Origin of the sequence: Streptomyces sp. NPDC001480, assembly GCF_042894725.1 — a bacterium.
Taxonomy (GTDB): Bacteria; Actinomycetota; Actinomycetes; order Streptomycetales; family Streptomycetaceae; genus Streptomyces.
Genome location: NZ_JBIAVX010000014.1, coordinates 178,468 through 203,687 on the forward strand (window position 1 = coordinate 178,468; position 25,220 = coordinate 203,687).

Genomic DNA, 25,220 nt, shown 5'->3' on the forward strand with positions numbered 1-25,220 from the left:
TGGGTCATGTCACCCTCTGTGATGGCTGCCGTATGAGGCGTCACTGGAATTCGTGCAAGAGGAGGGGCCATGACGGGCACTGACCGGGACTACACGTCGATCGAGATCTGCGCCGGTGCTGGCGGACAGGCGATCGGACTGCACCTGGCGGGCTTCAGGCACCTCGCCCTCGTCGAGATCGACAAGTATGCGGTGGCGACCCTGCGCGAAAACATCGAGGTGCACCCCAAGTGGGACTGGGAGCGCGCCAACTGCGATGTTCTCTGCCAAGACGTGGTGGAGTTCGACCCCGCGCGTGACTTGGTGAAGAGTGCCGGTCTCTACAAGCGGGGTGAGGTTGACCTGCTTGCCGGAGGCGTGCCGTGCCCGCCCTTCTCTCACGCTGGCAAGCAGCTCGGTGAGGACGATGAGCGTGATCTCTTCCCGCGTATCTTGGAGCTGGCCGAACTCATCCGTCCTCGCGCCGTGATGATCGAGAACGTCCGCGGACTCATGGACCCCAAGTTCGACGACTACAGGTCACGGATCCAGGCCAGCCTTGAGGAGATGGGGGCTGACGAGGACGGGCGGCCAGGCTACGAGGTCGTGGGGTGGGACGTTTACGAGGCGGCGGAGTTCGGTGTTCCGCAGCTTCGGCCGCGTTCCATTCTCGTCGCTTTCCGGAAAGACGTGCTCAAGGATCTGAAGTACGAAGCTCCTGCGCCGAGCGCCGAGGTGGTGACGGTCTATGAGGCGCTTGAGGGCACGATGCAAGAGCGCATCGCACCCTTTTTGCAGGGAATTAAAGCCGCCCAGGCGCAGAAGGTCTTCGACGATTGGGCAGACCGCTCCAAAAAGGGCGTAGCCCCCACGCTCGTGGGCGGTTCCAAGAAGCACGGTGGCGCTGACCTCGGCCCCAGCCGGGCTAAGAAGGCATGGGCAAATCTGGGCGTCTCGGGCATGGGTGTGGCCAACGCGCCTGTAGACGGCAAGCCGACCGGCACTGAGGATCGCGATCTGTTTCGTGCCGGGGGGCCCATGCTCACGGTTCGCCAAGCTGCGATCATTCAGGGATTCCCGACGTACTGGGAATTCTCGGGCGGCAAGACGGCCCAGTACCGGCAGGTCGGGAACGCGTTTCCGCCGCCCGTCGCACAGGCCATCGGCGAATCGATCATGGAAGTGCTCAAGGCGGACCGCAACCGCGCCGCCAGCAAGTGACTGAGGGCGGCCGAGCCGCGGCGCACGTAGACGGTGTCGCAGCTCAGCCGTCCGTCAGGGCAGTCAGCTGTTCAAGTGCGCGAGCAGGGCATGGATGTCATCGGCGTCCATGCCCAGGCCCGTGCTCTCCTCCTCCTGGAGGTCGCCTAGCTGGCGCACCGCCGGGTCATCGAGCACGCTGCCCAGGAAGTGCAGCTTCTTTTCGAGGCGCACGGCCACGATTTCGTCGATCGTGCCCCGGGCGGCCAGTACGGTCACGCGTGTCTCGGTTGCTGGGGGCAGTCCTAGCCGGTGAATGCGGTCAAGGCTCTGGAGGAAGCGGCCGGCCATGAAGTCGCGGTCCACGTACACGGCGTCATGGCAGACCTGGTGAAGGCTGATCCCCTCGCCCAGGGTCGCGGGGTTGGAGATCAGGACCATGCAGGATGGGTCCTCACGGAAGCGGCTGAGCTCAGCTTCCCGGTCCTGGGTGGCTCCGTGGACGGAAGCTGGGGCATGCGGCGCCAGTAGCTCCTCCAGGGTTTTCTGGCTTCGAATGAACCCAGTCCAGACCAGTGTCTTACGGCCGGCCCGTGCGTTCTTCGCGACGATGCGAACGGTTTCCTCGTATTTGGGCGACAGTTCATGCCGAGGGAGCCGCTGGAGCAGAGAGTGAAGCGAGTCGTCGTCGGAGACGTCAAGCGCCGGAAGCTGAAAGGCGAGCGCTTCATAGGGGGTGTCGCTCGGGGCCAGCAGGGCCGGGCTGATTGCGGCCATGAGCGTGCGCATGGCCGCCTTGCCGAGTGCGGCCAGGTCACCTCGGCGTGCGGACGGATCCCCCTTGAGCGCGTCGTACAACTCGCGGTGCAGTGGCGGGAGATCGACATAGCGGACTGTGGGTTCGAAGGGTGGGAGGCCCAACTCCTTCTTCGTCGTCCGAGTGAACAGCGGGCGCAGGGCTTGGCTGGCGTAAGCGAGATCCCCGCCGCTGACCGCTTCGACGACGAGTTGCTTGCCGCGTCCTGGCCAGACGAACGAGAGGAGGCTCTCCAGATCCCGGGCACCGTTTGGAGCTGGTGTCCCGGTGAGGATGAGGCGCCGCCGGGCCAGCGGCCCGAGCGACAGACAGGCGGAGCCGTAGGTGCCGCGGGCTCCGAGTTTCATGCGGTGCGCTTCATCAAGCACGAACATCGCCGGGGCCGTACGCAGCCACTCTGACAGGTGGCTGACAGAGCCAGCCAGCCGTTCGTAGTTGACCAGAACGACATCAGCTCGTGGATCGGGGAACCCACTGTCCATGACGGAAGTGAGCAAGGGCTCCTTGAAGCAGGCGTCTCCTTCGAACTGCCAGGCCTCGTACGCCGGCTTGGGGCATACGACGAGCAGGCGCCGGACTTCTCCCCGCTCGCGCAAGGCACTGAAAACCGCCAGCGCCGTCCGGGTCTTGCCGGCACCGGGAACGCTGAAGTTAGCGCCGTGTCCCAGTGACAGCAGCTCCGTGATGTCCCTCAGCTGGAACGAAGTGAGGTCTGCTTGCCAGCCTGCGCCCAGCAGTGCGTGTACGCCGTCGGGCGCGAGCGGTACCTCATCAGAAATGACAGCTGAGGAGCTGAGCCGGGTCTGCACAGTCTCGGCGTCATCGAGGACACCGGTGACCAGGCTGGCCAGCTCAGGCTCCCACTCGACATCAGAGTGGGGCCAGCTGGCCAGCTCGCCGATGGAGAACAGAAAGCTGTCCAGATCGGCATCCGAGGTCAGCGGGCCACGCTGGCCACCCGGAGTCACCCGGGTGGCCAGCATCCCGAAGTCCCCTTCCAGACCGGGCCGGGCACGGAGCACTGCCCGCGTCCTGGTGATGTCGAAGGCAATCCGGAGAGACGGGAGGTCAGAGTGCGTCATCGCTGGTCTGCCACGGCCTCACGCAGCCACGAAAGGCCCTCCCCTGGGAGCTGGATGCTCCTTGACGCCTCCGCTGACAGCTTGGCCAGCGTTTGCCTGAGCACGATCAGCGTGTCGTCGAAAGCACCCTCGTCCAGGCTGTTGTTGCCCCGCGCCAGTACCAGGTCTGTGACGCACTGCTGAAGATCATCGACTGCGGCGATGATGCGGTCGGGAGCGACAAGCCGCTTCTTCTGCTTGCGGATCGCATCTTCAGCGGCATCGATCGATTCGTCGAACGCCTTCTCCAGCAGGGTTATGGAGCGGTTGGCCTCAACCATCTCTTCGGGAGTCGCGGTGGTCCCGGAGTTCTGCGTGGCCTTGGCTCTGAGGAGCGTGTCAGTAAGGGCACGCGCCTTGGCGGTCTCAGAACTAGGCCCTGGCACACTGCGGTTGAGGCCCGGAATGGAGACTGCCTTCGGAGACGCCGCAGGCATGTCCCAGGGACCCTCAGGCAGACGATGAGCCAGATAGCTTTCCCGGAAGTCCGTGCGGATGAAACGGATGTCGGTCTTGGCGACATCAAGGACGATGGCTGCCAGCCGGTACTCAAGCAGGGTGTCGGCCTTCTCCTTGTCCTTGGCCTTCTCCTTGACGTAGGTCCGGTACAGCTCAGCGAAGCGTTCCTGAGCGTCTTCAAAATCCATCAGTCGTAGCTTGGCCCGACCGTGCTCGCTGCGCTTCACTAGATCACGCAACTGTCCGAGAACCCAGGTGTCTCGCTCAAGTGCGGGTGTCGAGGTGTGGAACAGCTTGGCGATGGCAGCGAGAGGAAGACCTTGCTGGATCTGCTCCTCAACGGCCATCAGGCGGTTGATGTAGGAGTATTCACGTCGACGGTCGGGCCTGAGCTGCAACGACAATTCGACAGAGCGAATGTCGTCCCAGGTGCAGCTGGCAGGCAGTACACCTACGCGGATGGACTGGACACCGAGCTCCTTGAGAGCGGCTCGCCGGGTGTTTCCGTTGACGAGAACACCATCACGGGAGATGAGCCCAGGCTCGTTCTGATGGTGGTCCTGGAGGCTTTGCTTCAGCTTTTCGAAATCCGGGTCGCGCAGGTGCGGGTCAGACGGCTTCGCCATCAGCAGCTGGTGCAGGTAGCCCTGGCCGGCCTCGGACCAGTGGTCCTTCGTCAGTGCCTCTTCCTGTGCGGGGTCGTAGGCGCGCTGTGCGCTGACCCTGTGAGTTGCCGGATTGTAGTAGAGCTCATCCACCGGCATGTCGATGACTTCGACGTGGATCGGACGACCCCGGAACTCCACCCGGAGTGTTTCGGGTACAGAGTCTCCTGAGCGCGCGTCTTGGAGACGCTGCTCCACCTTGGCGCGGATTTCGTTCGCTGTGGGCGGGACGCCGAAGTCCGTCGGCATGATTACCTCTCATAGCTGGAGCGGTCTGTGGGACCGGTTTGGAACGGGTGGGGGCGGTCGCCGGCGGCTGGCCCGCCCCCATCGGCGTTTAGCCCAAGCCGCTGCGGAAGGCTTCGCGTGCCTCAGCCGGCAGTGCCCGGTACTTCGCCCAGACATCCTCCACGGAACTGAAGGTCCGGGCATCCTCCCTGATCCAGGACTTCAGGATGTCGAGTTCGAACGAAGGGAGCGCGGAGGCCTCCGAGAGCAGCGCCGGCACGTCGTACGTGGAACCGATACCGCCGACTCGGCACCGGTTGCACTCGACGACGTACTGCTGAGCCTTCGTGCCGTTCGGCAGACGGACCTCGCGCTTGGCCACATCGAGCTGAGCGGTGACTTCCGAGTCGGTGTACGTGTCCCCGGGAGTGGCACCACACGAACTGCACTTGTGGTTGTAGGCGGCCAGCAGCTCCCGGCGCTGGTTCACCGTGATCGCGCTCTTCGGACGAGTGCCACGGCCGGGCTCCCAGACGGCTTCGCCGCGCTGGACGTAGCGCTGTTCGTTCGCATCGAGGTCGATGTCCTCGCGCTTGGTGTCGATCTTCCATCCGAAGTCGCGGAGATCCCGCATGCGGCGGTCGATCTGCGCCACATCCGGAAAGGCGTCTCGGAGTTCCGTCTTGGTGAAGACGTTCCCCTCGCCGACCACCTGGACGAGCCAGAGAGCGGCGCGCTTCATCGTGCCCAGTTTGCTGTCCTGCCAAGAAGGCAAGGCCGTGCTCATCTCCACCTCGCAGAGCCTGAGCGGGCCAGCCCGACTGCGTGTCAGGACAGTTGGTGCCTGACAGTGGCCCGCAAGACACAACGGAACAGCAAGACCGCCTGAAAGCGAAGTGTCTGGGTGTCCGGATGAGCATCCGGACAAAACTGAGGGTCCAGTGGGGGATGGGCAGAGGCACACTGTCGTCAAAGCTTTGACGGGGTGGGACAGAAGGAGCTGGCGTGCCGAGACCGGGTCGCTTCAAAGAACTGGATGCTGGAATACCGGAGGAGAGAAAGGCTCTGGCCAGGGCCGTGCGCCGCTTGCTGAGCGTGGTCGGCCTCTCTCTGAGGGAGATACACAAGGAGCTGGCGAGGCGGGACCGCGGCTGCGACACCTCGGCGAGCGCACTCTCCGACCTGCTCAACGCACGTATCCACAAGCCAAAGCCTGAGGTGATCCGCGGAATCTACGAACTGGCCGAGACAGTCGCGAGGACAAGCGACGCCTCCATGCCAATCACCTGGGAAGAGCTTGAGAACCTTCGGGCCAAGGCATGTGAACCGCCGGCGGCTGTGTGCGCGAACTGCGAGCGCACCGTGTTGCCGGTCCCCCGAGCGCAGGGGGACCGGCAACACGCGCAAGGTCGTTGGCCCACCGCGCTGACTCTGCTGGACATGAAGCAGAACCGAAGGGCCGAGGATGTTGCCGGCATCCTGAGGCACGTGGGCGTGGCCAGCGAGCCGGCCGAAGTGGCTCACGCGGTGGCCGCGTGCCAGGCATGCGGGCTGGGTTCCGAGGCAGACGTGATACTCCGCTACGCGCAGACCGGACGCGATGGGCGCCAGCTTGCGGAGATCGCCTATGAGCTTCTGCGGATCGAAGACAACATCATGGCCCGGCGGGTACTCAAGATGTCCCTGGCTCTGTAGCGGAGTCTGCCTTGCCGGCAGGAGAGGCCGGACGCCTCGATATCACCGCCTGGCAGATCGCTGCACTGCTTTCTTCCGCTGACTCGTGCTCCCAGAAGCGCAGGACAAGCCAGCCGGCTGCCCGCAGGCGCTCGTCCGTATCGCGGTCCCGGGTCATGTTCCGGGCCACTTTGTCGGACCAGTAGCCGTGATTGGTTTTCGGGGAAACGTAGTGTTCAGGGCAGCCGTGCCAGTAGCACCCATCGATGAATACGGCTACTTTCGCGGGCCGGAAGACCATATCGGCGGTGCGACGGAGGTCGGGCAGCGGACGAGCCGCCACTCGGTAGCGCAGACCTTGGGCGTGCACCAGTCGGCGGACAAGCCGTTCCGGCGTGGTGTCCCGGCTCCGGATCGCCTGCATGTTGCGGCGGCGTGCGGCGGACGACGCCCAAGAGCCCTCGGGCGGCACCCAGGCGGCCTTGGACTGATCTGGTTCTGGGGTGGGAGTAGTCATCAGTAGTGAGCTATCAGCCGGGCAGAGTTGGCGGCAACGTTCCATCAGGAGAAGACAGTCCTGTTCGGTGATCTCGCTGCGACCGGTCTCCGCCGTCCATCATCAGGTAGGGGCCGGGCACGTTGAGGACCGAGCATTTGATGAATCTCATGGTGTGCTATTTGTGGCAATCGGACTCTTTATTTGCTTATAGGGTACTGCGGCAGGCAAATGTGAACGGCGCGTCCGGCGTCAGTCTGCTCTGGTGTGGGAAGGAAGATCCGGTGCGGGTACAACCAGGTCATCCGGCTGAGCGAGGACCCATTCCTTCCCGTCCAGGGAGACTCGCGGGGCATCCCCGTGCTGGGGTCCGGAGGGGGCCACACGGGCGCTGACGAATTCGCCTTCTTCGGGGAGAGGAAGGCCAAGTCGGTCGGCGATCTCGCGGTGGCTGGCGTAGTCCCCCATGATGAGGATGCCCTCCGCCCTCAGTGCCGACCGGCTGCCGCCGTTGCCGCGGACCCGTTTCATGTAGTCCTTCTGCTGGGCCACTGTGCGCACCACGTTTCGGCCGATGCGTCGCTTCTGGACTCGCCGGAAGAGTTCGTTCAATCGGCGCTGCCCCGAGCTCGCTGTGAAAACGGCGTCCCGGTCTGCGGCATTCATGTGGAGCAGCACGTTCTCCGGGAGATCCTCGTCATGCCAGATCCATTTGATCTTGTCTCGGTGACTCGCCTTGATCGTGAGCTTGAGGTCACGGTTGTTCCCCGTATTCAGCCACTCGTTGCGTATCCGGACGAGGCCGACGCTCCAGAGAGACTTGTAGTCGTCCGCCCAAGCCAGCAGGCAGAGGTGGCCCACTGCTTCTGGTGGAATCATCCAGCCGCCGAACTGCTGGGAGTACTTGCAGTCGACGTCGACGCCGGCGATCTGGTAGTCCATAGCCTTGCCGTCCGCGAACCTGAACTCACGCTGGAAGTTGATCTCCACCAGAGTTCCCGCGTGAGTCTTCTCGGTCTTGAAGAGCGTCTTCCAGTCGTAGCGTCCGGTTACCTCGCCGTTGAGCAGCTGGTCGATGGTGTCGCGAAGGGCCCTGGCGAACCGACGGCCCGTAGGGTCGAGCGCCTTAATGTGCTCGTAGACCTTGTCGAGTTCATGGTCCACTCCGGACGCCGCATGCTGTAGGGCGACCGAAGCAGCGGCCTTGATATCGGCCTCTTCGAAAGGAAGCATGCTCTCCCCGCCGGTGAGTCATTCGTTACATGTCGAGCCATGGCGCCTCAGGACGCGTTGACGACAACCGCATCCGGACGAGTGGAATCCCTTGTCTGGAAGCGCACGAGACGCTGTTTCGTGTCGATGGCTGTTTTCGGTGGGATTATGGTGAAAGCCATGATGACCCGGTCAGCCGCCGCACTGCCTGTTGCGGCAACGACCTCCACCTCATCGTCTTGGGTGGCTTCTACGACGGGATACAGGAGGAGGACACCTCGAGTCGGTCCGAGCACGGCGGAGCTGTCTCCAGCGAAGGCTGAGTTTGATCCGTCGATCAACTGCTGGGCGTACAGACGATGTTCCAGGCTCGAGATGCGGCCAAAGGACAGCTTTCCGGACTGGCGGCTTCGGCGGAACAGGGAGAAGGGGCCTTGGCCCAGCACGGTCGCCTCGATCCGGTTGCGCTGTGTGCGCTGCGGAGCGATCACCAGCCAGTCATCGACCTTGGCCAGACGTCCGTCGAGCTGGGACAGGTAGGTCAGGTGCGGGGCGAGCACGTTGCCTTCTTCCCACTCCAGCGAGCTGAGAATGGAAAGGAGCTGGGCGTGCGAGATCACCGTGGTAGCTGCCTGGAAGCTACGGGACAGCGGTGAAGTGTCATCCGGCAGCAGTCGGCAAGTCGTTGGGGCCCCACTGACTGCCGCGAGGACGGGCTTCCAGCGCTCGGTGTTCCGTGCCGTCATCTTGTCGTCTTGCGGGTACGCCGCCGGTTCGATCGGCGTACCCGGTGACCGTACCTCCACCAACTCCGCGTTGAACATCTTGTTCCGAGCAGACGGCTTCACCCACGGCAGGTGCTGGGCCACAAGCGGTGGGATCTGCGCAGGGGTGACCTGGGGGCGGCCGTCCACCAAAGGTGCGTAGCGGGCCAGTTCGGCGCGGAAGAGTTCCTCGTCGCGACAGATCGCCTCGAAGGCCTCGTACAGGTCGACGGTCTTGGCAGTGCGGCCACGCCCGAGAGACTCCTCACGGCCGATGTAGAGACGTACGAGATCGCGGTACCCGGGCCGGAAACCGAACCAGCGACCCATCTGCATCAGGGTGTCGGCCTGTTGCGTGGTGCGGCGGTAATACGTGATCGTCAGGCCTTCGACCGTGAAGCCACGGGACAGCTTGGTGCCGCCTACGAGGATCTTCCACACGTTCGGGGTGCGGTCGAAGTCCAGATCGGGCTGAGCGTAGTCGCGTTCGCTGTCTCCGTTGACGACGATGACCGGGGTGCCACCCTTGGCGATGAGTTGGTGGGCGCGGGAGATGTAGCGCTTGAGGTCCGCGTACGCCGCCGGGGTGGGCAAGGCGTCGTCCGCGTACGCGTGGAAGTCCCTCTCGAAGAGGGAGGCGAGGCGGGCGTGGCCTTCCGGCCCTGTGTACGCCCCGTTGTGCCACATCGTGCTGATGCGCAGGGCGAGGGCGGCGTGCTCGGCCATCCTGACCGACTCGTGCACCAGCATGGTGTGGTGGCGGAATGGGCCCTCCGGGACGCCGTGGTCAACTCGGTACAGCTTGAGTGCGCCAGTGAGAACGAAGGCGTCCAAGGCCTCCTGGAGCCGGTCGCCCGTGGAGTCGTAGATGCCTCGGACGTGCTTCTTCTCGGCCTCCTCCTCGCCGTCCTCGACGCCGTCCAGGTCGTGGAAGTCCTGTACGCCCATGTAGCCGGTGGGGCGGGGCAGGGAGATCAGGAAGTCGCGCGGGAAGATGTCCTCCTCGTCACCCGGGTCGACGAAGACGTTGGCGAAGGGAGTCGCGGTGTAGCCCACGTACTGGGCGCGAGGCAAGAGCTTGAGCAGCTTGCTGATCTGGCCGTTGATCGCGGTCCGGGTGACCGTGCCGGCCTCCCACTTCTTGGGGTCCGTCGTGTTCACCGAGGCCTGGTCCGACTCGTCGTCGATGATCAGGGCTGGTATCTCCCCGAGGATCGGACCGATCTTCTTGAGGTCCTTGACCAGCTTCTCCAGAACCGACTTGTTCTTCTTCACGACCATGACGCGGGCACGAGCGGCGTGCAGGTTGGCCGGGGCGTACAGGGGCCGGGTGCGATCGGGCTTCTCGAACTCCAGGGCACTGATGCCGCGCTCCAGTGACATGTAGTCACGGTCGCGAGACGTCAGACGCTCGATGTCGAAGGCACCGAGCAGGGAGGGCCGGGCACCGAACGAGACGAACTTCGCGGGCCAGTCCTCGTCGTCCTGGTAGTCGATGCCGACCAGGGCGTCCGGGTCGTTCGGGTCGGCCGCGCCCAGGATGTTCTCCTGGCCGATCAGTTCCATGTCGAGACGGCGCTGGGTCTGACCGCGCAGCAGGTTCAGGGTGCCGCCCAGAACGATGACCAGGCGGTAGCCCGCGTCGATGGCCTTGGCCGTGACACCGGTGAAATTGGCGGTCTTGCCGGACTGTACGTAGCCGACGACCAGCCCGCGTGCGCCATAAGGGTCGTCGCGGGTGGGGTCGGCAAGCCGCTCCACGACGGCATGGGCGGCCTCGTCCAGACTGGAGACCGCCGCGTCGCTCCAGCCCTTGCGGCGCAGCAGCCGCTCGTACGAAGTCCAGTAGAAGGAGCGGTTCGCGGCCTGCTCCCGGGTGTACCAGGGCTCGAAATCACGGCTGATGGTGACAGGGCCCGGTTCTTTGTGGACCGGGACGGCTGTGTCGAGCGCTTTGCGCAGGTCCGCGCCGAAGGCGAGCTTGTCGTAGACCTCGGCACGGCGCTCCGGGGTGCGAGGCGCGGTGGCCGACCATGTGGGGGATTGTTCGAAGTCCCATGCCGTGAGCTTGCTGCGCCAGAGGGCGAGCAACTCGTCGCCGGCGTCAGCGGCCAGGATGCGGTCGCGGAAGTGGGACATGTCCGTGTCCGCTGGTTCGTCGGCGTCGGCGAGCACGAAGGCGAGTTTGGCGAAGTGCTTGGGGCCGCGTCGGCTCATCGCGTCGAGGACCTCGCCGTGGAGGTCGGTGAGACAGTCGGGGGTCGGCGTGTTCTCGGCGGTCACGGCGGCTGGGCGGCCTCTCTAGGGGGACGGGAAGGGGTGGGGGGAGAGGGGTGAGCTAACCCTCGGCGCGAGCGAGTTCGGCCCGGGCCGCGGTGACGAGCACGCTGTTCCACAGGGCGACCTTGTCGGTCTGGTTGGCCCAGACGCGCTCCTTCTGGAAGATCTCGTTGAGCATCAGATAGAGAAGGCTCTTGAGGACCGGGGCATCGTTGGAGCCCCCGCGTCGGCCGCCGTTGAACGCGTGCCGGTAGTCCTTGTTGAGGACGACCAGGCGCTCCTTGTGGTCGATCGTGAAGAGCAGTTCGGCGGAGTCGGCTCCGGCAGGTACGTCGAGCTTCGCCCAGGTGAAGGTGATGGGGTCGTCGCCCTCCAGCTGCGGCAGTTCGTCCCGCAGCGTCCGCTTCAGCTTCGGGTCGATGCCCTTTCCGGGTGGGATGACGGCCAGGCGTTTGACCTCGGTACGCCGCTTGGCGGCTTCGCGGTAGGTCGTCTCGGCCTCGCGGACGTACTCGGTGAAGGTGTGGCCGGTGGCGGCGTCTGCTGCCTTCTCCAGCCCTCGGGCGAACGCCGGCGTGACCTGGACGCCGTCCTTCTTGACCGTCAAGGCGAACACGTCGTTGGGCTCGGGCGGCAGATCGACGGCGATGCGGGCGAGAGCCAGGTGGCCCTCCGGGCTCCGGGTGTCGTTCCAGCCGCCGGCCTGGACGAGCCGGTCGTTGCGGTAGAGGTAGAAGCCCTGACGCTCGGCGAGCGGTCCGATGCCGCGGTATGCGACGAGCGGTGACTTGGGCGGCCATATGTGTGCGGTGAGTGCGACATCGCCTACGCCCTCGACAGGCGCGACATACGTGCGGGGATAACCGGGGCGGCCCGGGACCCGGTAGCCGAACGGGTCGATGGGCTCCACGCCCCGGTGGTCCAGCTCTTCGCGGGTGTGTACGTCCTCGACGACGATGTCTACGTGGAAGTCGTCGTGGGCCAGGAAGCGGTGGAGATAGAGACCGAGGTGGGTCTCGAGCCGTTCGATCGCGTCATTGAGGTAGCGGTCAGTCTGTCCGGTGGTGATGGTCTCGAACGCGCGCACCTGGTCCCAGCGCACGATCGTGCCGTGCCAGCCGATGATCCCGTCGTAGCGGTCGACCAGGCTCTGGCTGTACATCGCATCGACGATGTCGCAGGTGAAATCAGCCTGCGCACGGGCGGTGAGCCAGCGGCGGCCGGCCGACGGGCTGCTCTTGGTTCGGCTGATCACGGTGAGCGCGTCGGCGTGCGACAGTGAGGCGGCCTTCAGCCCGGCGCCGAAGTGCCCGAGGGCGCCGGCGGCGTACATCTCGCGCCCCCCGACGGTCATCGCCGTGTCCAGGCCCGCCTCGTCCATGCCGTGGCCGTCGTCGATGACGAGCAGCCCGACGAGGCGGTCTCGTCCGCCGCGCTCACCGGTGTCCCGCAGGAAACTCACGACGACGTTGCGGGCTCCCGCGTCGATCGAGTTGTCGATCAGGTCGGCGATGGCCGCCTCGAAGCCGTAGCCCTGGTGCGCGAGCGATTCGAACGACCTGGCCGCCGGGGGGAGTCGCTTGCTGCCGGTCGTGGGGACGTCGTACTGCCAGTCGGCGCCGGGCTCGTAGGGCATGGTTCCTCAAAATGCACAGGTCAGGGCCCGCTCCACAGATAGCGGCCCCCTACATCCAATAGACGGTGGATGTGACCGTACTGCAAAGGTTGGACATAGGGGGAGGTGGATGCCGAACAGGGGCGATAAGTCCCTTATTTGTCGGCAGCTTTGGCCTGGGATTTTCCTCCCATATCCCTCCTTGCGTACATAACGCCCCTACGCCGGATCGAGCTGAGCCCGACTGGTTGGGGGCTTCCTCAGGCGGTTGGACGGCAGGCAGGCCGAGGTTGAGGCGACCCGATCACGCCCCGTGGCACCCCTCGTACCCCCGCCCCGACGCACACCAGCAAGCCACCCCCCGCTGAGGCGGCCAAGCCACAGCCCGCCCCCGGGCCGCCAGCGTCGTCGCGTACTGCGGGAGCAAAGTCACGTCCGCCGGGGAAGACCCCTCCGACGCGGCGAAGGCCTCATAGGACGGCACCGTCCCCGTCACGATCCCAAGGTTCGGGGTGCCGGAGGAGGCCAGCTCCCTCAGCGAGGACTCTATGGTCGCGAGGTGCTGGTCGTGGGAGGGGTACTCCGTCGCGAGGCTCGGGTACGCGGTGAGCAGTTCGGTCAGCTCGTCGGCGGGCCAGTGGAGGATCGCGACCGGGAAGGGGCGGGACAGGGCCTCGCGGTAGGTGCCGAGCTCGGCTCGCAGGCGGGAGATCTCCGCTTCCAGTTCGGCGGGGTTGTCCGAGCCGAGGGACCAGACCCGCTTGGGGTCGTGGAGTTCGTCCAGGGAGACGGGCGAGGAGTGGAGGGTGTCGGCGAGGGCGTCCCAGTCGTCGTGGGGGAGGCCGAGCATGCGGCGGACGCGGTGGCGGCCGTAGAGGAGGGGATGGGTGGAGTAGGGGGGCTCCGCGATGTCCGTCAGGAGCAGCGTCGCGGCCTCCGTGAACGTGTCGTGCGCCGCCTCCAGCTCGTCGTGGGACTCGAGGGCCTCCGCCACGATGACCCAGGGGGCCGGATCCCGCGGAGCGCTCGCGCGTACGCCGTCGATGATCGCGCGGGCCTCGGCCTCGTGGTCGTACTCCCAGAGGTTGGAGGCCTTCAGGGCGCGTACGAGGTGGGGGTTCTCCAGGCGGGCCGAAGAGCCGGGCGAAGAGCCGTCGGAAGGCGACAGCAGGCGGTCGTACAGCGCGGTCGCGGCGGGGCGGTCGCCGGAGAGTTCCAGGTGGGCCGCGGCCTGGAGGAGCAGGGCCTCGGCGTCCTCCGGGTACAGGCCGGCGGTCCGCTCCAGGCGTGCCGCTTCGGCGGTGTGGTCGACGTTCTCGGCAGGCGTGTCGGGGCGCATGGGGGACACCGTACTGCCGACCGGTGACAAGGGGAGGGGCGAACTCCTACAAGTCCCGCGGTCACCGGTCCGCGGTGCCCCCCCGTCCGGTCCGCCGAGGGGCAGTCGCGTCGCCGTCGCCCGTCGCCCTACACCGTCACTCCGTCGATCTGCAGCGTCTGCACCGCCTGCGCCGCGAAGGGCACGCTCACCGTCTTGCCGGAGAGGTGGGTGTCCGAGTGGGAGGCGTAGAGGTCGCTGCCGCCGGTCGTGACCGTGTTCCAGCGGGGGACCAGGCCGCCGGAGCCGCCCGTCACCGTGGTGAAGCGGGAGAGGTCGAAGGTCAGGGTCTGGGCCGAGGTGGACGTGTTCAGCGCCACGATGACCAGTCGCTTCGCCGACGCGTCGTAGGCCGCCATCGCGTTGCTCACGCCCGTGTCCAGGATCTTCATCCCCGGCCGGATGTGGCGGCTGAACTGCGCCATCACGTAGTACTTCGTCTGGATCGTCGTCGGCTGCAGGGTGTTCTGGTCGTACGCGATCATCGCCCAGCCCGTCGACGGGTCCATCACCTGCCAGTAGACCCAGGCCGTCGGGTGCAGCCAGCGGAAGTCGTAGAGGAGGTTGAAGGCCATCGTGTAGCCGGTGCCGTCCTTGTCCCCCGTCTCCGAGTTCCACAGGGCCTTGCCGGCGGTCGTCACCACGTCCGTGTAGAGCAGGTCCCGGCGGCCGCCCGAGCCCTGGTAGCCGTGGACGTTGACGCGGTTGACGTAGCCCTTCGTGGTGGAGCTGAAGGAGCCCCACGTGGTGCGCGCCAGGTCGTAGCTCGTCTCGTCGGACGCGGAGATCTTCGTAGTCGTCAGGCCTCGCTTGTCCAACTCGCTGCGCAGGTAGGGGAGTACGGCCGCCTGGACGGTCGCGTCCATGTGGCAGCCCTCCTGGGTGCCGGTCGCCGTCCACCAGCCGGAGCTGGGCTCGTTGAAGGCCTCGACGGTCGCGAAGTTCACGCCCCAGTTGTTCTTGGCGTAGAGGGCGACGGCGGCGAGGTGGGAGGCGTGCTGGCGGTAGTTCCAGGACTGGAGGTTGTTGCCGCCGTCGGAGGCGCCGGACGGGTTGTGGTTCAGGCACATCCACCACATGGGGGAGTTCGCGAAGAGTTCGCTGGTCGCGCCGCGGGCCGTCGCCTTCACCAGCATCGCGCGCTGGGTGGCGTCCGCCGTCCACTTCCAGGCCGAGGAGGTGGGGTCCTCGTTGTTCCAGTCCTGCCAGTACCCCTCGATCTGCTTGAACGCGGGGATGTTGGGGGAGGCCACCATGCTCGCGCCGCCCACGCTGTTCGAGCTGCACGCGCCGAGGTTGTAGCGGGCGATGTTCAGGCCCAGGCCGGGGAGTGAAGTGCCGTTGTACGTCATCGACTTGGTGGTGAAGAAGATGTCGGCGAAGTCGTCGCGGGCGCCGAAGACGTTCGCCCACCAGGCCAGGGATGTGCCCCAGCCTTCCCAGGTCCCGTAGGTCGTCGACGGGTTGACGGCGATCGTCGCGTCGGCGCGGGCGGTGCCCGTGGCGAGCGCGCTGCCCAGGAGGCCGCCTCCCGCGGCGGCCAGGAGTGTTCTGCGTCGGATCATGGCTTGTGTCGTCTGCCTCTCCGTGCGGCTCGGACACCGGTCGTCCGGGTCGGTGGTACCTCGACCGGGCCGGTGTCGACTCGTCCCCCCGCATGCCAAGGGGAAGCATCGGGTGTGGCCCGTGGGGTTGTCGAGGGTTGCGACAGCCCTTTCTAAAACCGGTGTAGGAAGTGATCGGCCGGTGGGCGGCCAACCGGTATCCCTGCGGCTCTGGTGACTTGGAGGCCCGCGCCTTATCGTGCGGGCGGCCCTGGTCGAGGTGGCGTGTGAGGGGGCGTACTGCGTATGCGGGCTTCCGTCGTTCGGCCGCTGCCTGTCGTGCGGCACGGCACCCTGCGGCGGCGCGCCCGGCGCCGGCGGGTGCTGTGGGGCGGGGGCGAGGTCCTGGTGACCGTCGGGGTCGTCCTCGCGCTCCTGGTCGTGCACCAGCTGTGGTGGACCAACCGGGAGGCCCGGCGGGGGGCCGAGCGGAAGGTGGAGGCGCTGGAGCGGGCATGGGGGGCGGGGGGCGGCGGTTCCTCCGGCGAGGGCGCTGGTGGGGGCGCTGGTGGGGGCTCCGGCCGGGCGTCTTCCGGTGCGGGTACGTCGTCCACGGCGTCGTCTTCCCCGTCGGGTACGGGGAGTACCGCGGGGCAGCGGTACGCCGCCGGCACCGACTCGACGCGACCCCGCAGCTCCCAGGCCTACGCCATCCTCACCATCCCGCGCCTCGGGCTGCGCGTCCCGATCGCGGAGGGCGTGAGCAAGCCGAACGTCCTCAACCGGGGGTACGTGGGGCACTACCCCGGCACCCAACAGCCGGGCCAGTCCGGGAACTTCGCGGTCGCCGGGCACCGGAACACGCACGGCGAGCCGTTCCGCCACCTGCCGCGGTTGCGCCGCGCGGACACGGTGGAGGTCGAGACGCGCTCGGCGACGTACACGTACACGGTCGACAAGATCCTTCCGCAGACCTCGTCGCGTGACTCGGGGGTCATCCGGCCCGTACCCCGGTCCGTCGTCAGGCCGGCGTACGGGTACAGCGAGCCGGGGTACTACATCACCCTGACGACGTGCACCCCGGATTTCACCTCCCGGTACCGGATGGTGGTGTGGGGGAAGTTGGTGTCGATGCGGCCGCGTACGTAGATACAGCGAGGGCCGGGTCTGCGTTCTTTGCCGCTGCTTGAGCTTCCCCATACCTCCCGCATAACCCGTCTCCCTAGTGTCGTGGGGTTGGCATGTGCACAGAGTGAAGTACGGGGGATGGCCGCATGTCTGACCTGAAGAAGGAAGCCACGTCGATGCACAAGGCCGCCGCGGGGCTGCGGACGGTGGGGCATCACACGGCGAAGCCGCTCGCCGACTTCAAGGAGCAGCAGCACGACCTGAAGGCGCTGGGGGCGCTCGGGTCGTTGCTGGGTGCGAAGGACGAGATAGAGAAGGGCATGACCACCCTGTCCAAGCTGACCGAGCAGTTGGACGAGGAGTGGGAGGCGGAGGCCAAGCTGATCGGTGAGGTGTCCGACGCCTTCGACCTGCTGGACGTGCTGCTGGCCGCCCAGGCCCGGGCGAAGAAGGGCTGAGGCGCCGCGGTCATGGTGGATCTCAACCCGCTGCACTACATCAACAAGTTCAACCACATGTTCGGCGATTCGATCGCCAGTGGGCTGGAGTTCCTGGGGATCTCGGATCCGGCGGTGGATCCGGACGGGGTCCGGGAGATCGCGAAGAAGTGGCGGCAGCTGGCCAAGGGGTTGGAGGACGCCGCCGGTGCTTCCGATCGGGCGCTGGCGGGGGTGGTGTGGGAGGGCAAGGCGGCCAAGGCCTTCCACAAGCGGTCCAAGGCGGCCCGTAAGTCCGCGACGGATATGGCGCATTCGCTGCGGGAGGGTGCGAAGGCGCTGGACGACTTCGCGGACAAGGCGCATGAGCTGCTGTCCGAGATCGGTGTGATGCTCGCGGAGATCGCGGAGTTCGAGATCGCGGGGCTGGCGCTGTCCATCCTGACGGCGGGTGCGTCGGAGGTGGCGTCCACGCTGATGGCCGGTGAGCGGGCGCTGAAGGTGGTCGCGCTGGTCGGGCGGATCGAGGAGGAGGGGACGGCTCTCGGGTCCGTGGTGCGTGGGGTGATGGAGGTCATCCGGGGGGTGGAGCGGGCGCTGAAGGCGCTGAAGGAGATCCGGGGGGTCGCGGCGGTCGGGCGGATGGCCAAGGAGGGGATGGAGTTCACCGCCTTCCAGACGATGCTGGAGGACCCTTCCGCCTTCGGGGACCCGGACAAGCTGGCGGGGATCCTGGCCGAAGGCGCGTTGATGGGCGTCGGCTTCGGCGTGCTGGGCAAGGCCCTCGGCAAGGGGCTCAAGGCGCTGGGGCCGGCGGCTCTGGCGAAGCTGAGCAAGTCGATGGGGCTGGACTGCGCGGCCTTCGAGCGGCTGAAGCTGAACCCGGGCTTCGACAAGCTGCCGGCCTCGATCCGGAACATGGTCAAGAAGTTCGTGCGGGACCCGATCGATGTGGCCACCGGGGACATGTCGCTGCCGCGTACGGACGTGTCGCTGCCGGGGGTGCTGCCGCTGGTGCTGGAGCGCACGCACCTCTCGTCGTACCGGTGGGGCGGCTGGTTCGGGCCGTCCTGGGCCTCGACGCTCGACCAGCGCGTCCAGGCCGATGACGAAGGCTTCGTCTACGCGGCGGCGGACGGGGCGCGGCTGTGCTTCCCGCGCCCGGACGTGGAGAGCGACGAGCCCGTCCGGCCGGTCACGGCCGGCTCGCGGCTGCTGCTGTCCTGGGACGCGGAGGTCGACGGCGCCGTGCGTGTCAGCGACCCGGACACCGGGCTGGCGTACGTCTTCCACTCACCGGTGGCCGCCGCCGGCGACACGGCCGTGGACCTGCCCCTGCAGCACATCCAGGACCGCAACGGCAACCGCATCACCATCGAGTACGCCGAGGGCGACATCCCCGGCGCGGTCGTCCACTCCGGCGGCTACCGCATCGCGATCGACCTCGACCACGCCCGCTCCCGCATCACCGGGCTGCGCCTTATCGACCCGGCGGCCCCGGACCGGCCCGGCACCACCCTGCTCACCTTCGGCTACGACGAGCAGGGCCACCTGACCGAGGAGACGAACTCCTCCGGCCTGCCACTGCGGTACACCTACGACACCGACGGCCGCATCACCTCCTGGACCGACCGCAACGACATCACGTACTGGTACCGGTACGACGACCACGGCCGCGTCATCGCGACCGATGGCACCGGCGGCGCTCTTGCCTCCGCTCTCACCTACGACACCGCCACCCGCACCACGCGGGTCACGGACTCCGTCGGTCACACCCGTGTCTACGAGCACAACGAGGACCTCCGTCTGGTCCGTGAAACGGACCCGCTCGGCAACGTCACCACCCAGGATTGGGACGAGAACCTCCAACTCGTCGCGGTCACGGATCCACTCGGCCAGACCACTCGATTCACCCACGACGACCGAGGCCGCGTCATCCGGGTCGTCCGCCCGGACGGCGGGGATGTGCGCTCCGAGCACAACGAGTTGGACCAGCCGATCTCCGTTAAGGGACCGAGTGGGGAACGCTGGGTGCACCAGTACGACGGTTCGGGCAACTTGCTGGCCGTAATCGACCCGGTCGGTCGTACGACACGCTTCGGCTATGACCGTGTCGGTGCGATCTCACGTGTGACCGACGCCCTCGGGCAGAGCGTCGTGCTCCGTAACGACAAGGCCGGCCTGCCCGTGGAAGTGACCGACGCTCTGGGCGGAGTGAGTTCCTGTGAGCGGGACGCTTTCGGCCGTCCCGTTGTCCTGACGGATCCGCTGGGGGCCGGTACACATCTGGAGTGGACCGTCGAGGGCAGGCTCGCCCGCCGCACGGCGGCCGATGGCTCTCAGGAGACGTGGCTCTACGACGGCGAGGGGAACCGCACGCATCACACCGACGCCTACGGCGGCGTCTCGCGCTTCGAATACACCCACTTCGATCTGCTCTCGGCCCGCACCGGCCCGGACGGTGTGCGTCACGAGTTCGCCTACGACACAGAACTCCGGCTCACTCGAGTACTCAACCCGCTCGGACTGGTCTGGGAATACGAATACGACGCCGCCGGTCACCTGGTCGCTGAGTCGGATTTCGACGGCCGAGTACAGCGCTACGGGCTCGATGCGAATGGTCGTCTGGCCACCCGCACGACGCCGCTCGGCGATGTCATTTGCTACTCGCGGAACGCGCTGGGCCAAGTGATCCGCAAGGACGTGTCGGGCAGTGCCACCGACTACTCGTACGACACGGCGGGTCGCCTGGTCCGTGCCTCCGGGGCTGACGTGGTGCTGGAGAGGACGTGGGACGAACGCGGTGAACTGCGCGCGGAAACGGTCACCGCGGACGGACTGCCGAGCCGCATTCTGAGCTGCGCTTACGACGACCTCGGTCGCCGAACCCGCCGTACGACGCCCGGCGGGGTGGTGAGCACCTGGGCCTACGACGCGGCCGGGAACCGCAGCGAGCTGGCGACGTCCGGACGCACCGTGCGCTTCGCGTACGACGCGGCGGGACGTGAGGTCACCCGCCGCATCGGCGACCACGTGACTCTCACCTCCGTCTTCGATCCACTGGGGCGCTTGAACACCCAGACCGTCGCGGGCCCCGCGGGACGCTCCGTGCAGGAACGGTCCTACACCTACCGGGCAGACGGCCATCTGACGGGCGTCAGGCAGGCGGACGGCAGCACACGGGAGTTCGATCTGGACCCGGTCGGTCGCGTTGCGCGTGTGCGGGCCGAGGAGTGGAGCGAGACCTACACATACGACTCGCTGGGCAATCAGACGGATGCCTCATGGCCGGCCGGCCACCCGGGAGGGGAGGGACAGGGGAGACGCGAGTACCTCGGCACCCGGGTCCTGCGGGCCGGAGGCGTCCGGTACGAGTACGACGCGGCTGGGCGTGTGGTCCTGCGCCGACGGGTCCGTCTGTCGCACAAGCCCGACATCTGGCGTTACACATGGGATGCCGAGGACCGGCTCACATCGGTCGTCACCCCGGACGGAACAACGTGGCGGTACAGCTACGACCCACTGGGCCGGCGCATCGCGAAGGAACAGCTCGTCAGCGACGGGACGACGGTCGCCGAGCGAGTCGACTTCACTTGGGACGGCGCCACACTTTGCGAGCAGACGACGCGTTACGGTGACCTTCCGTCCTCCGTCACCTTGACCTGGGAGTACGACGCGCACCGGCCTCTCGTCCAGACCGAGCGGATATTCGCCGGCGACTCGTCACAGGACGAGATCGACTCACGCTTCTATGCCATCGTCACCGACCTTGTGGGTACTCCCACGGAACTCGTCGCTGAGAACGGTGACATAGCCTGGCGCACCCGAGCCACGCTCTGGGGCACCACGGCATGGGCCGTCGGCAGCACGGCATATACCCCGCTACGCTTCCCGGGCCAGTACTTCGACCCGGAAACCGGCCTGCACTACAACTACTTCCGGTACTACGACCCGCTGATCGGGCGCTATGCCTCGCCTGACCCGCTCGGACTCGAGCCGGATCCCAACCACTACGGGTACGTCGACAACCCCCATTCCTGGGTCGATCCGCTGGGTCTGCTGTCCTGTACTGGCCGTGAGGACAAACTGAACCCAGGTGAGATATACGTGTACCGCGCGGTGATGAACAAGGAGCTCGACCAGATCGCGAGCACCAGAACCTTCCGAAATCCGGATGGCATCGAGACGAAGTATTTCTCCAGCACGGCGGAGGGAGCTTCCGCCTACGCACGAGAGATGTACGGACGGTTTCCTCATGAGGGCCCGTACACCCTGGTACGGTCGACCATCCATGTTGATCACATTCCGGAGATCAGTAGAGTCCAATTGGTGGAGGCAGGTGGCATCGAGGCCATGGCCCTGCCCACGGAAGCCCTTGAGAAGATGGGACGTATCCGTATCCTTCCTGGGATGCCGGTTCCCTGACCGAGACCTCACAATTAGAGAGCGATTTTGCAACTCGTCATCACATCACAGAAGGCCGAAACCCTGGACAGGTGGCGGCGCGTTTTTGAGGGCTGCGACGACGTGCTCTTCGAACGCGGTCTACGCGCCGAAACGCCGGTCGATGCAGTGCTCATGGCCGGTATCTTCGCGATCGAGCGCTACGGCAGCCGCCCCGATTTCCAGAAGGCCCAGATCCTCGAGAACCGTCGAGGTGACGGCTGGCATGACCTGATCATCGTTCCCCCCACACTTCCGATGGCTCGCGACGGCCAAGGGGGCTGGCAGGTGCAGTCCGGGTACGAGGATATCCAGCCCGCATACTACGGGGCGACACGCTCCTTCCAGGCGATCGCCGAATGGAATAAGGAACCGGATCGGGAGAACCTCATCTCGGCGGTTGAGGTGAACCTCCCGATGCTGAACATGGACAACCCCGTGGACGATTCCAGTGCGCGGTTCTTCCGGGTGGCGTTGGAGGAGTACCGAGAGCGTTCCGAGTTTCAATAGGGGGCAGTGATTTGGCCTTGGTGCGCATGGCGCAGACCCGAAACCGGTCCTCATGGAACCGATCTGGTTCCGCTCGACAAGCGTGTGGCTTCCGGGGTGGCGACCGAAGCGGACTTCGCCGGGGCCGTTGTCGGAGAGCCTCTGCGTGTCACTCATCCGGCCGGCGGTGCTGACCTGCGCGCTTGTGGAGGCAAGCTCTCCGGCAGCGTGCTGGAGTTCATCGTGGTCGGAGGAAGCAACACGTGATTCACGAGATCGAGGACATCGAGCGGGAGCGGTTGAGGCTGGCGCGGCGGCCCGTGCCGGAGGAGGTGCCACCCGTCCTCTCCGCCTTCGACGTCCGCACGAAATGCTCTGTGGCGGAGTTCGGCGCCCGGATGCGGGCGGTGCTCGATGCCGCGCTGCGCCTCGCGCTGTCCCATCCCTTCGACGGTTCGGATCTTCCCGTCGATCTCGTCCCCGACTGGTTCGCCGTCGCGTGCCGTCAGGGTGGGGACGGGAAGTGGGAGCTGCAGAACTGGCTCTATCAGTTCGATCCGGAGAACGAGTTCCGTGGCTGGGCCTGGTGGGACCTCACGGAGACGGGTGACGGTGCTGCTCGGGTCTGGGTGGACTCGTGGGGTGAGGACTTCTTCGGTTGCGATGACTTCCGGTGGCTCGCTCACGTCTCCGGCGGGGAGGAAGTGACTGGTCCCGTGCTGGCGGGTGCGGGTGACTGGGTTGCGGCGAGTGCCTGCTGACCCGGGGCGGGGAGCGATGCCAGGCGGTGGGACGGCCGGCGGATTCTGGTTCCTGATGGGCGCCGAAGGGCTGGCGGGCGAGATCCGCTCTCGGCTGAGCCTCCTCGTTGCCGGGGCCGTCAGTCGTGGTGAGCTTGCCGACTGGGCGATGAGCGCGATGGAGTCGGACGCGCCCGAACTGCGTGACGACAGGATCTGGATGGCGCTCGACCGCTTGTCCGGAGTGGATCTCATGGTGGCGCCAGGGCAGTACCTGCACGGGCGGGAGGACTTCGACGTCTGGGTTGCCGATTACTGCGCAGAGGCTGGAGGGGTGACGGATGCGGGGTATCGCTGAGCGTCTGGTGAACTCGGAAGCGCTCCTGGCCGTCTACGGTGAGGTTCCTGCGCAGCCGAGCCGTTTCCGGATTCGGTCCCTCAACCTGAACTGGCGGGGGCCAACGGTGCGTTTGCGCGTCGATCTGCCGTCCTTCCCGCGGTTCCCGCCACCTGAGTGGGTCGAAGAGGGCGCGGACACCGTGCAGTGTCAGTTGGAGTTCCTGGCGGTGGAGCGTCTTTCCCTCAGCGAATGGAATCCGCCCGCTGTCAGTGGCATCGACCTCGCTCCGTTCGGGACCGAGCGGCGTATGCGGGTGACAGTGGCCGGCGAGGGGGTGTCCTTGCGGTTCGAGTGCAGTGAGTTCGTGACCCTGGGGCATGTGAGTGCGTTCAGGGGTGGGGCCGACGGGTCGGACGGTGGGCGGCATCTGTTCCTGGGCAAGGTCGATGCGCTGCGGTACCGCTCGCTGCCCGCAACGGAGGAGAAGAGCTTCTATGGGCGGTGACTGGCCGGCGCTCGTGGAAGCCGGTGGGTACGGGCTCTTCTACGTGCACATCGACGAGCGCGGGGATTCGGTGACCCTCGGGTTCGAGAAGGTGGAGCGGGGCGAGGGTTGCGAGTTCCATGTCGTGTTCACGGGAGTGCGCCGTCTGACGGTCACCGGGTGGGGCGCCGAGGAAGCGCAGGACGTCCGGGTGTCCGTCCGTGCGGACACGGGCTTCGACGTCGTCCTCGGTGCTCCGCGATCCGGGATCACCTTCCGGGCCGCCGCTGCCCGCCTCGCCGAGAACCGCACGTATCCGGCGGGGAGTCACTGATCCGGCGTCCCCGCTGAGGCTACTCCCGCCCGCGGGCCACACCCACCGTCACCGCTCCCACCACGGCCAGCCCCGCCGACACCACCATCGCGACATCGGCGCCCCGGGCCAGGCCCCCGCCGGACGACGTGGCCAAGGCGATCGTCAGGGCCACGCCCGCGCAGGAGCCGATGTAGCGGAACGTCTGCTGGGCTCCTGAGCCCATGGCCGCCCGTGCCGCCGGTACGGACTCGACCGCGAGCAGCGGCAGTGCCGCGTTCAGCAGGCCGCTGCCCACTCCGCCGATGATCAGGCCGGGCAGTAGCCGGGTCCAGGATCCCGCGCCGAGCGCGCCGAGCATCGACAGGGCGCCCACCGCGTGGAGGAGGAAGCCGGCCGCCAGTTGGTGGCGCGGTGCCACCCGGCCCGCGAGGCGCTTCGCCTGGAGGGCGACCAGGAAGGACAGGCCGGACCAGAGCAGGAACAGCCATGCCGTGTCCATGGCGGAGAGGCCGAGGGACTGTTGCAGCAGTGCCGGGACGCTCCTCGTTGTCCGCGACGCGATCTACGGCGTGCGGCGCTACAACGACTTCCTCGTCCACCTCGGCATCCCGCGCGCCGTCCTGTCGGCCCGGCTGCGGACGCTGACGGAGGAGGGGATCCTCGAGAAGCGCCGGTACCAGGAGTCGCCGCCCCGGGACGAGTACGTCCTCACCGAGCGCGGCGTCGCGCTCTGGCCCGCGCTGCGCGCGCTCGCCCTCTGGGGGCGCGAGCAGCTCATGCAGACCCAGCTGCGATACCTCCGCCACGCGGACTGCGGTACGGAACTCGGGCCGTCCGGCGAATGTCCCGCCTGCGGAACTTCCGTGGCGGTCCCGGACGTTCTCATGACACCGGGTCCTGGACTCGACCCGGACCCGGCCGATCCGGTCAGCCGGGCGCTGCTCAAGCCCAAGCGGCTGTTGCAGCCCATCGAGACCGAACAGGCATAATCGAACGAGGATCGTGAGGGGGGAGGGCCGATGGCGCGTTACCGGGTCACCGCACGCCCCGCTGTAACCCTCCTGCTCTTCCTGCTCTCCGTCGCGCTGCTCGACACCGGCAGCCTCTTCACCACCGTCGCGCTCGCCGCGACCGCCGCGGCCGGGGCCGCGCTCGCCGCCTGTTCCCTCCTGGCCGCTCGCTCCGCGCCCGCCGTGCCGCCCACGCGAATACGTACGGCCATACGCGACCGGGCCCGCCGTACGGCGTTCCTGCCGCAACGTGACCCCGATGCCGCGGGCCGCCGCCGGCCCCGGGCGCCCGGGCACGCCCTCGCGACGACCACCGCGTAGGGCGCGAGCGCTCCCAGCATCCGTGACCTCACATTCGTGACCTCACATCCGTGACCCAGCGCGGGTCGTCATGCCGCCAT

The 25,220-nt window shown here is 66.9% G+C and carries 21 protein-coding genes and 1 pseudogene; 12 read left to right on the plus strand and 10 right to left on the minus strand.

The window, feature by feature from the left end; all coding sequences use genetic code 11:
• Positions 1–69 precede the first annotated feature (69 nt).
• Positions 70–1,200, plus strand: coding sequence for a DNA cytosine methyltransferase (locus ACFY01_RS32170; protein ID WP_390739267.1), 1,131 nt, complete (start codon positions 70–72; stop codon positions 1,198–1,200).
• 63 nt (positions 1,201–1,263) lie between these two features.
• Here the strand turns inward: ACFY01_RS32170 and ACFY01_RS32175 are convergent, their stop codons facing one another.
• The 3 genes from ACFY01_RS32175 to ACFY01_RS32185 all read right to left on the minus strand — a co-directional run bounded on the left by ACFY01_RS32175 (position 1,264) and on the right by ACFY01_RS32185 (position 5,256).
• Positions 1,264–3,078, minus strand: coding sequence for a DEAD/DEAH box helicase (locus ACFY01_RS32175; protein ID WP_390739268.1), 1,815 nt, complete (start codon positions 3,076–3,078; stop codon positions 1,264–1,266).
• Entirely contained in the window at positions 3,075–4,490 is a 1,416-nt protein-coding gene (locus tag ACFY01_RS32180) for a transcriptional regulator (protein ID WP_390739269.1), read from the minus strand. Before ACFY01_RS32180 ends, ACFY01_RS32175 begins: the two co-directional genes overlap by 4 nt.
• Positions 4,491–4,578: 88 nt before the next feature.
• Positions 4,579–5,256, minus strand: a complete 678-nt coding sequence (locus tag ACFY01_RS32185; protein WP_390739270.1) for a hypothetical protein — start codon at positions 5,254–5,256, stop codon at positions 4,579–4,581.
• 218 nt (positions 5,257–5,474) lie between these two features.
• On the opposite strand from ACFY01_RS32185, the gene ACFY01_RS32190 reads away from it, so the two are divergent.
• The gene (locus ACFY01_RS32190) at positions 5,475–6,164 is read left to right on the plus strand and encodes a hypothetical protein (protein WP_390739271.1); all 690 of its coding nucleotides are present in this window, start codon (positions 5,475–5,477) and stop codon (positions 6,162–6,164) included.
• Here the strand turns inward: ACFY01_RS32190 and ACFY01_RS32195 are convergent.
• From ACFY01_RS32195 to ACFY01_RS32220, 6 genes are all read right to left on the minus strand, one after another.
• Positions 6,142–6,660: a very short patch repair endonuclease gene (locus ACFY01_RS32195; RefSeq protein ID WP_390739272.1), complete on the minus strand. Its 519-nt coding sequence runs from the start codon at positions 6,658–6,660 to the stop codon at positions 6,142–6,144. The two genes, ACFY01_RS32190 and ACFY01_RS32195, sit on opposite strands and share 23 nt — an antisense overlap.
• A 231-nt stretch (positions 6,661–6,891) precedes the next feature.
• Positions 6,892–7,872: a NaeI family type II restriction endonuclease gene (locus ACFY01_RS32200; protein WP_390739273.1), complete on the minus strand. Its 981-nt coding sequence runs from the start codon at positions 7,870–7,872 to the stop codon at positions 6,892–6,894.
• Positions 7,873–7,919: 47 nt separating this feature from the next.
• Entirely contained in the window at positions 7,920–10,832 is a 2,913-nt protein-coding gene (locus ACFY01_RS32205) for a Z1 domain-containing protein (protein ID WP_390739342.1), read from the minus strand.
• A gap of 121 nt (positions 10,833–10,953) precedes the next feature.
• The gene (locus tag ACFY01_RS32210; protein WP_390739274.1) at positions 10,954–12,531 is read right to left on the minus strand and encodes an ATP-binding protein; all 1,578 of its coding nucleotides are present in this window, start codon (positions 12,529–12,531) and stop codon (positions 10,954–10,956) included.
• Positions 12,532–12,814: 283 nt separating this feature from the next.
• A complete protein-coding gene (locus ACFY01_RS32215) occupies positions 12,815–13,849 on the minus strand; it encodes a hypothetical protein (RefSeq protein WP_390739275.1) in 1,035 nt (344 codons plus the stop codon).
• 128 nt (positions 13,850–13,977) lie between these two features.
• Complete coding sequence (locus ACFY01_RS32220; protein ID WP_390739276.1) at positions 13,978–15,453, minus strand: beta-1,6-galactanase; 1,476 nt, start codon at positions 15,451–15,453, stop codon at positions 13,978–13,980.
• A gap of 285 nt (positions 15,454–15,738) precedes the next feature.
• Here ACFY01_RS32220 and ACFY01_RS32225 point away from each other — a divergent pair, with 285 nt between their 5' ends.
• The 8 genes from ACFY01_RS32225 to ACFY01_RS32260 all read left to right on the plus strand — a co-directional run bounded on the left by ACFY01_RS32225 (position 15,739) and on the right by ACFY01_RS32260 (position 23,827).
• Entirely contained in the window at positions 15,739–16,581 is an 843-nt protein-coding gene (locus tag ACFY01_RS32225) for a class E sortase (protein ID WP_390739277.1), read from the plus strand.
• A gap of 125 nt (positions 16,582–16,706) precedes the next feature.
• Complete coding sequence (locus ACFY01_RS32230) at positions 16,707–17,018, plus strand: hypothetical protein (protein ID WP_390739278.1); 312 nt, start codon at positions 16,707–16,709, stop codon at positions 17,016–17,018.
• A 12-nt stretch (positions 17,019–17,030) separates the two neighbouring features.
• Positions 17,031–21,422 carry an RHS repeat-associated core domain-containing protein gene (locus ACFY01_RS32235; protein ID WP_390739279.1) on the plus strand — a complete coding sequence of 1,464 codons (4,392 nt, stop codon included), beginning with the start codon at positions 17,031–17,033 and terminating at the stop codon, positions 21,420–21,422.
• Between the two features lie 27 nt (positions 21,423–21,449).
• Positions 21,450–21,950 carry a hypothetical protein gene (locus tag ACFY01_RS32240; protein WP_390739280.1) on the plus strand — a complete coding sequence of 167 codons (501 nt, stop codon included), beginning with the start codon at positions 21,450–21,452 and terminating at the stop codon, positions 21,948–21,950.
• A gap of 242 nt (positions 21,951–22,192) precedes the next feature.
• Complete coding sequence (locus ACFY01_RS32245) at positions 22,193–22,690, plus strand: hypothetical protein (RefSeq protein ID WP_390739281.1); 498 nt, start codon at positions 22,193–22,195, stop codon at positions 22,688–22,690.
• A gap of 55 nt (positions 22,691–22,745) precedes the next feature.
• Complete coding sequence (locus tag ACFY01_RS32250; RefSeq protein WP_390739282.1) at positions 22,746–23,027, plus strand: DNA-binding protein; 282 nt, start codon at positions 22,746–22,748, stop codon at positions 23,025–23,027.
• A complete protein-coding gene (locus tag ACFY01_RS32255) occupies positions 23,011–23,514 on the plus strand; it encodes an Imm50 family immunity protein (RefSeq protein ID WP_390739283.1) in 504 nt (167 codons plus the stop codon). Before ACFY01_RS32250 ends, ACFY01_RS32255 begins: the two co-directional genes overlap by 17 nt.
• Positions 23,504–23,827: a hypothetical protein gene (locus tag ACFY01_RS32260; RefSeq protein WP_390739284.1), complete on the plus strand. Its 324-nt coding sequence runs from the start codon at positions 23,504–23,506 to the stop codon at positions 23,825–23,827. Before ACFY01_RS32255 ends, ACFY01_RS32260 begins: the two co-directional genes overlap by 11 nt.
• A 19-nt stretch (positions 23,828–23,846) precedes the next feature.
• On the opposite strand, the pseudogene ACFY01_RS32265 reads toward ACFY01_RS32260, so the two are convergent.
• A pseudogene (locus ACFY01_RS32265) lies at positions 23,847–24,347 on the minus strand (MFS transporter); the annotation flags it as partial.
• Here ACFY01_RS32265 and ACFY01_RS32270 point away from each other — a divergent pair.
• Positions 24,307–24,798 (plus strand): winged helix-turn-helix transcriptional regulator, encoded by a 492-nt coding sequence (locus tag ACFY01_RS32270; protein ID WP_390739285.1) that lies wholly within the window; start codon positions 24,307–24,309, stop codon positions 24,796–24,798. The pseudogene ACFY01_RS32265 and the gene ACFY01_RS32270 sit on opposite strands and share 41 nt — an antisense overlap.
• Before the next feature lie 30 nt (positions 24,799–24,828).
• A complete protein-coding gene (locus ACFY01_RS32275) occupies positions 24,829–25,140 on the plus strand; it encodes a DUF6412 domain-containing protein (protein WP_390739286.1) in 312 nt (103 codons plus the stop codon).
• Positions 25,141–25,220: the final 80 nt, after the last annotated feature.

Coding starts and splice junctions, on each gene's coding strand:
- ACFY01_RS32170 (WP_390739267.1), top strand. CDS start 70: ATGACGGGCACTGACCGGGACTACACGTCGATCGAGATCTGCGCCGGT.
- ACFY01_RS32175 (WP_390739268.1), bottom strand. CDS start 3,078: ATGACGCACTCTGACCTCCCGTCTCTCCGGATTGCCTTCGACATCACC.
- ACFY01_RS32180 (WP_390739269.1), bottom strand. CDS start 4,490: ATGCCGACGGACTTCGGCGTCCCGCCCACAGCGAACGAAATCCGCGCC.
- ACFY01_RS32185 (WP_390739270.1), bottom strand. CDS start 5,256: ATGAGCACGGCCTTGCCTTCTTGGCAGGACAGCAAACTGGGCACGATG.
- ACFY01_RS32195 (WP_390739272.1), bottom strand. CDS start 6,660: ATGACTACTCCCACCCCAGAACCAGATCAGTCCAAGGCCGCCTGGGTG.
- ACFY01_RS32200 (WP_390739273.1), bottom strand. CDS start 7,872: ATGCTTCCTTTCGAAGAGGCCGATATCAAGGCCGCTGCTTCGGTCGCC.
- ACFY01_RS32205 (WP_390739342.1), bottom strand. CDS start 10,832: ATGAGCCGACGCGGCCCCAAGCACTTCGCCAAACTCGCCTTCGTGCTC.
- ACFY01_RS32210 (WP_390739274.1), bottom strand. CDS start 12,531: ATGCCCTACGAGCCCGGCGCCGACTGGCAGTACGACGTCCCCACGACC.
- ACFY01_RS32215 (WP_390739275.1), bottom strand. CDS start 13,849: ATGCGCCCCGACACGCCTGCCGAGAACGTCGACCACACCGCCGAAGCG.
- ACFY01_RS32220 (WP_390739276.1), bottom strand. CDS start 15,453: ATGATCCGACGCAGAACACTCCTGGCCGCCGCGGGAGGCGGCCTCCTG.
- ACFY01_RS32225 (WP_390739277.1), top strand. CDS start 15,739: ATGCGGGCTTCCGTCGTTCGGCCGCTGCCTGTCGTGCGGCACGGCACC.
- ACFY01_RS32230 (WP_390739278.1), top strand. CDS start 16,707: ATGTCTGACCTGAAGAAGGAAGCCACGTCGATGCACAAGGCCGCCGCG.
- ACFY01_RS32235 (WP_390739279.1), top strand. CDS start 17,031: ATGGTGGATCTCAACCCGCTGCACTACATCAACAAGTTCAACCACATG.
- ACFY01_RS32250 (WP_390739282.1), top strand. CDS start 22,746: ATGGGCGCCGAAGGGCTGGCGGGCGAGATCCGCTCTCGGCTGAGCCTC.
- ACFY01_RS32255 (WP_390739283.1), top strand. CDS start 23,011: ATGCGGGGTATCGCTGAGCGTCTGGTGAACTCGGAAGCGCTCCTGGCC.
- ACFY01_RS32260 (WP_390739284.1), top strand. CDS start 23,504: ATGGGCGGTGACTGGCCGGCGCTCGTGGAAGCCGGTGGGTACGGGCTC.
- ACFY01_RS32270 (WP_390739285.1), top strand. CDS start 24,307: ATGGCGGAGAGGCCGAGGGACTGTTGCAGCAGTGCCGGGACGCTCCTC.
- ACFY01_RS32275 (WP_390739286.1), top strand. CDS start 24,829: ATGGCGCGTTACCGGGTCACCGCACGCCCCGCTGTAACCCTCCTGCTC.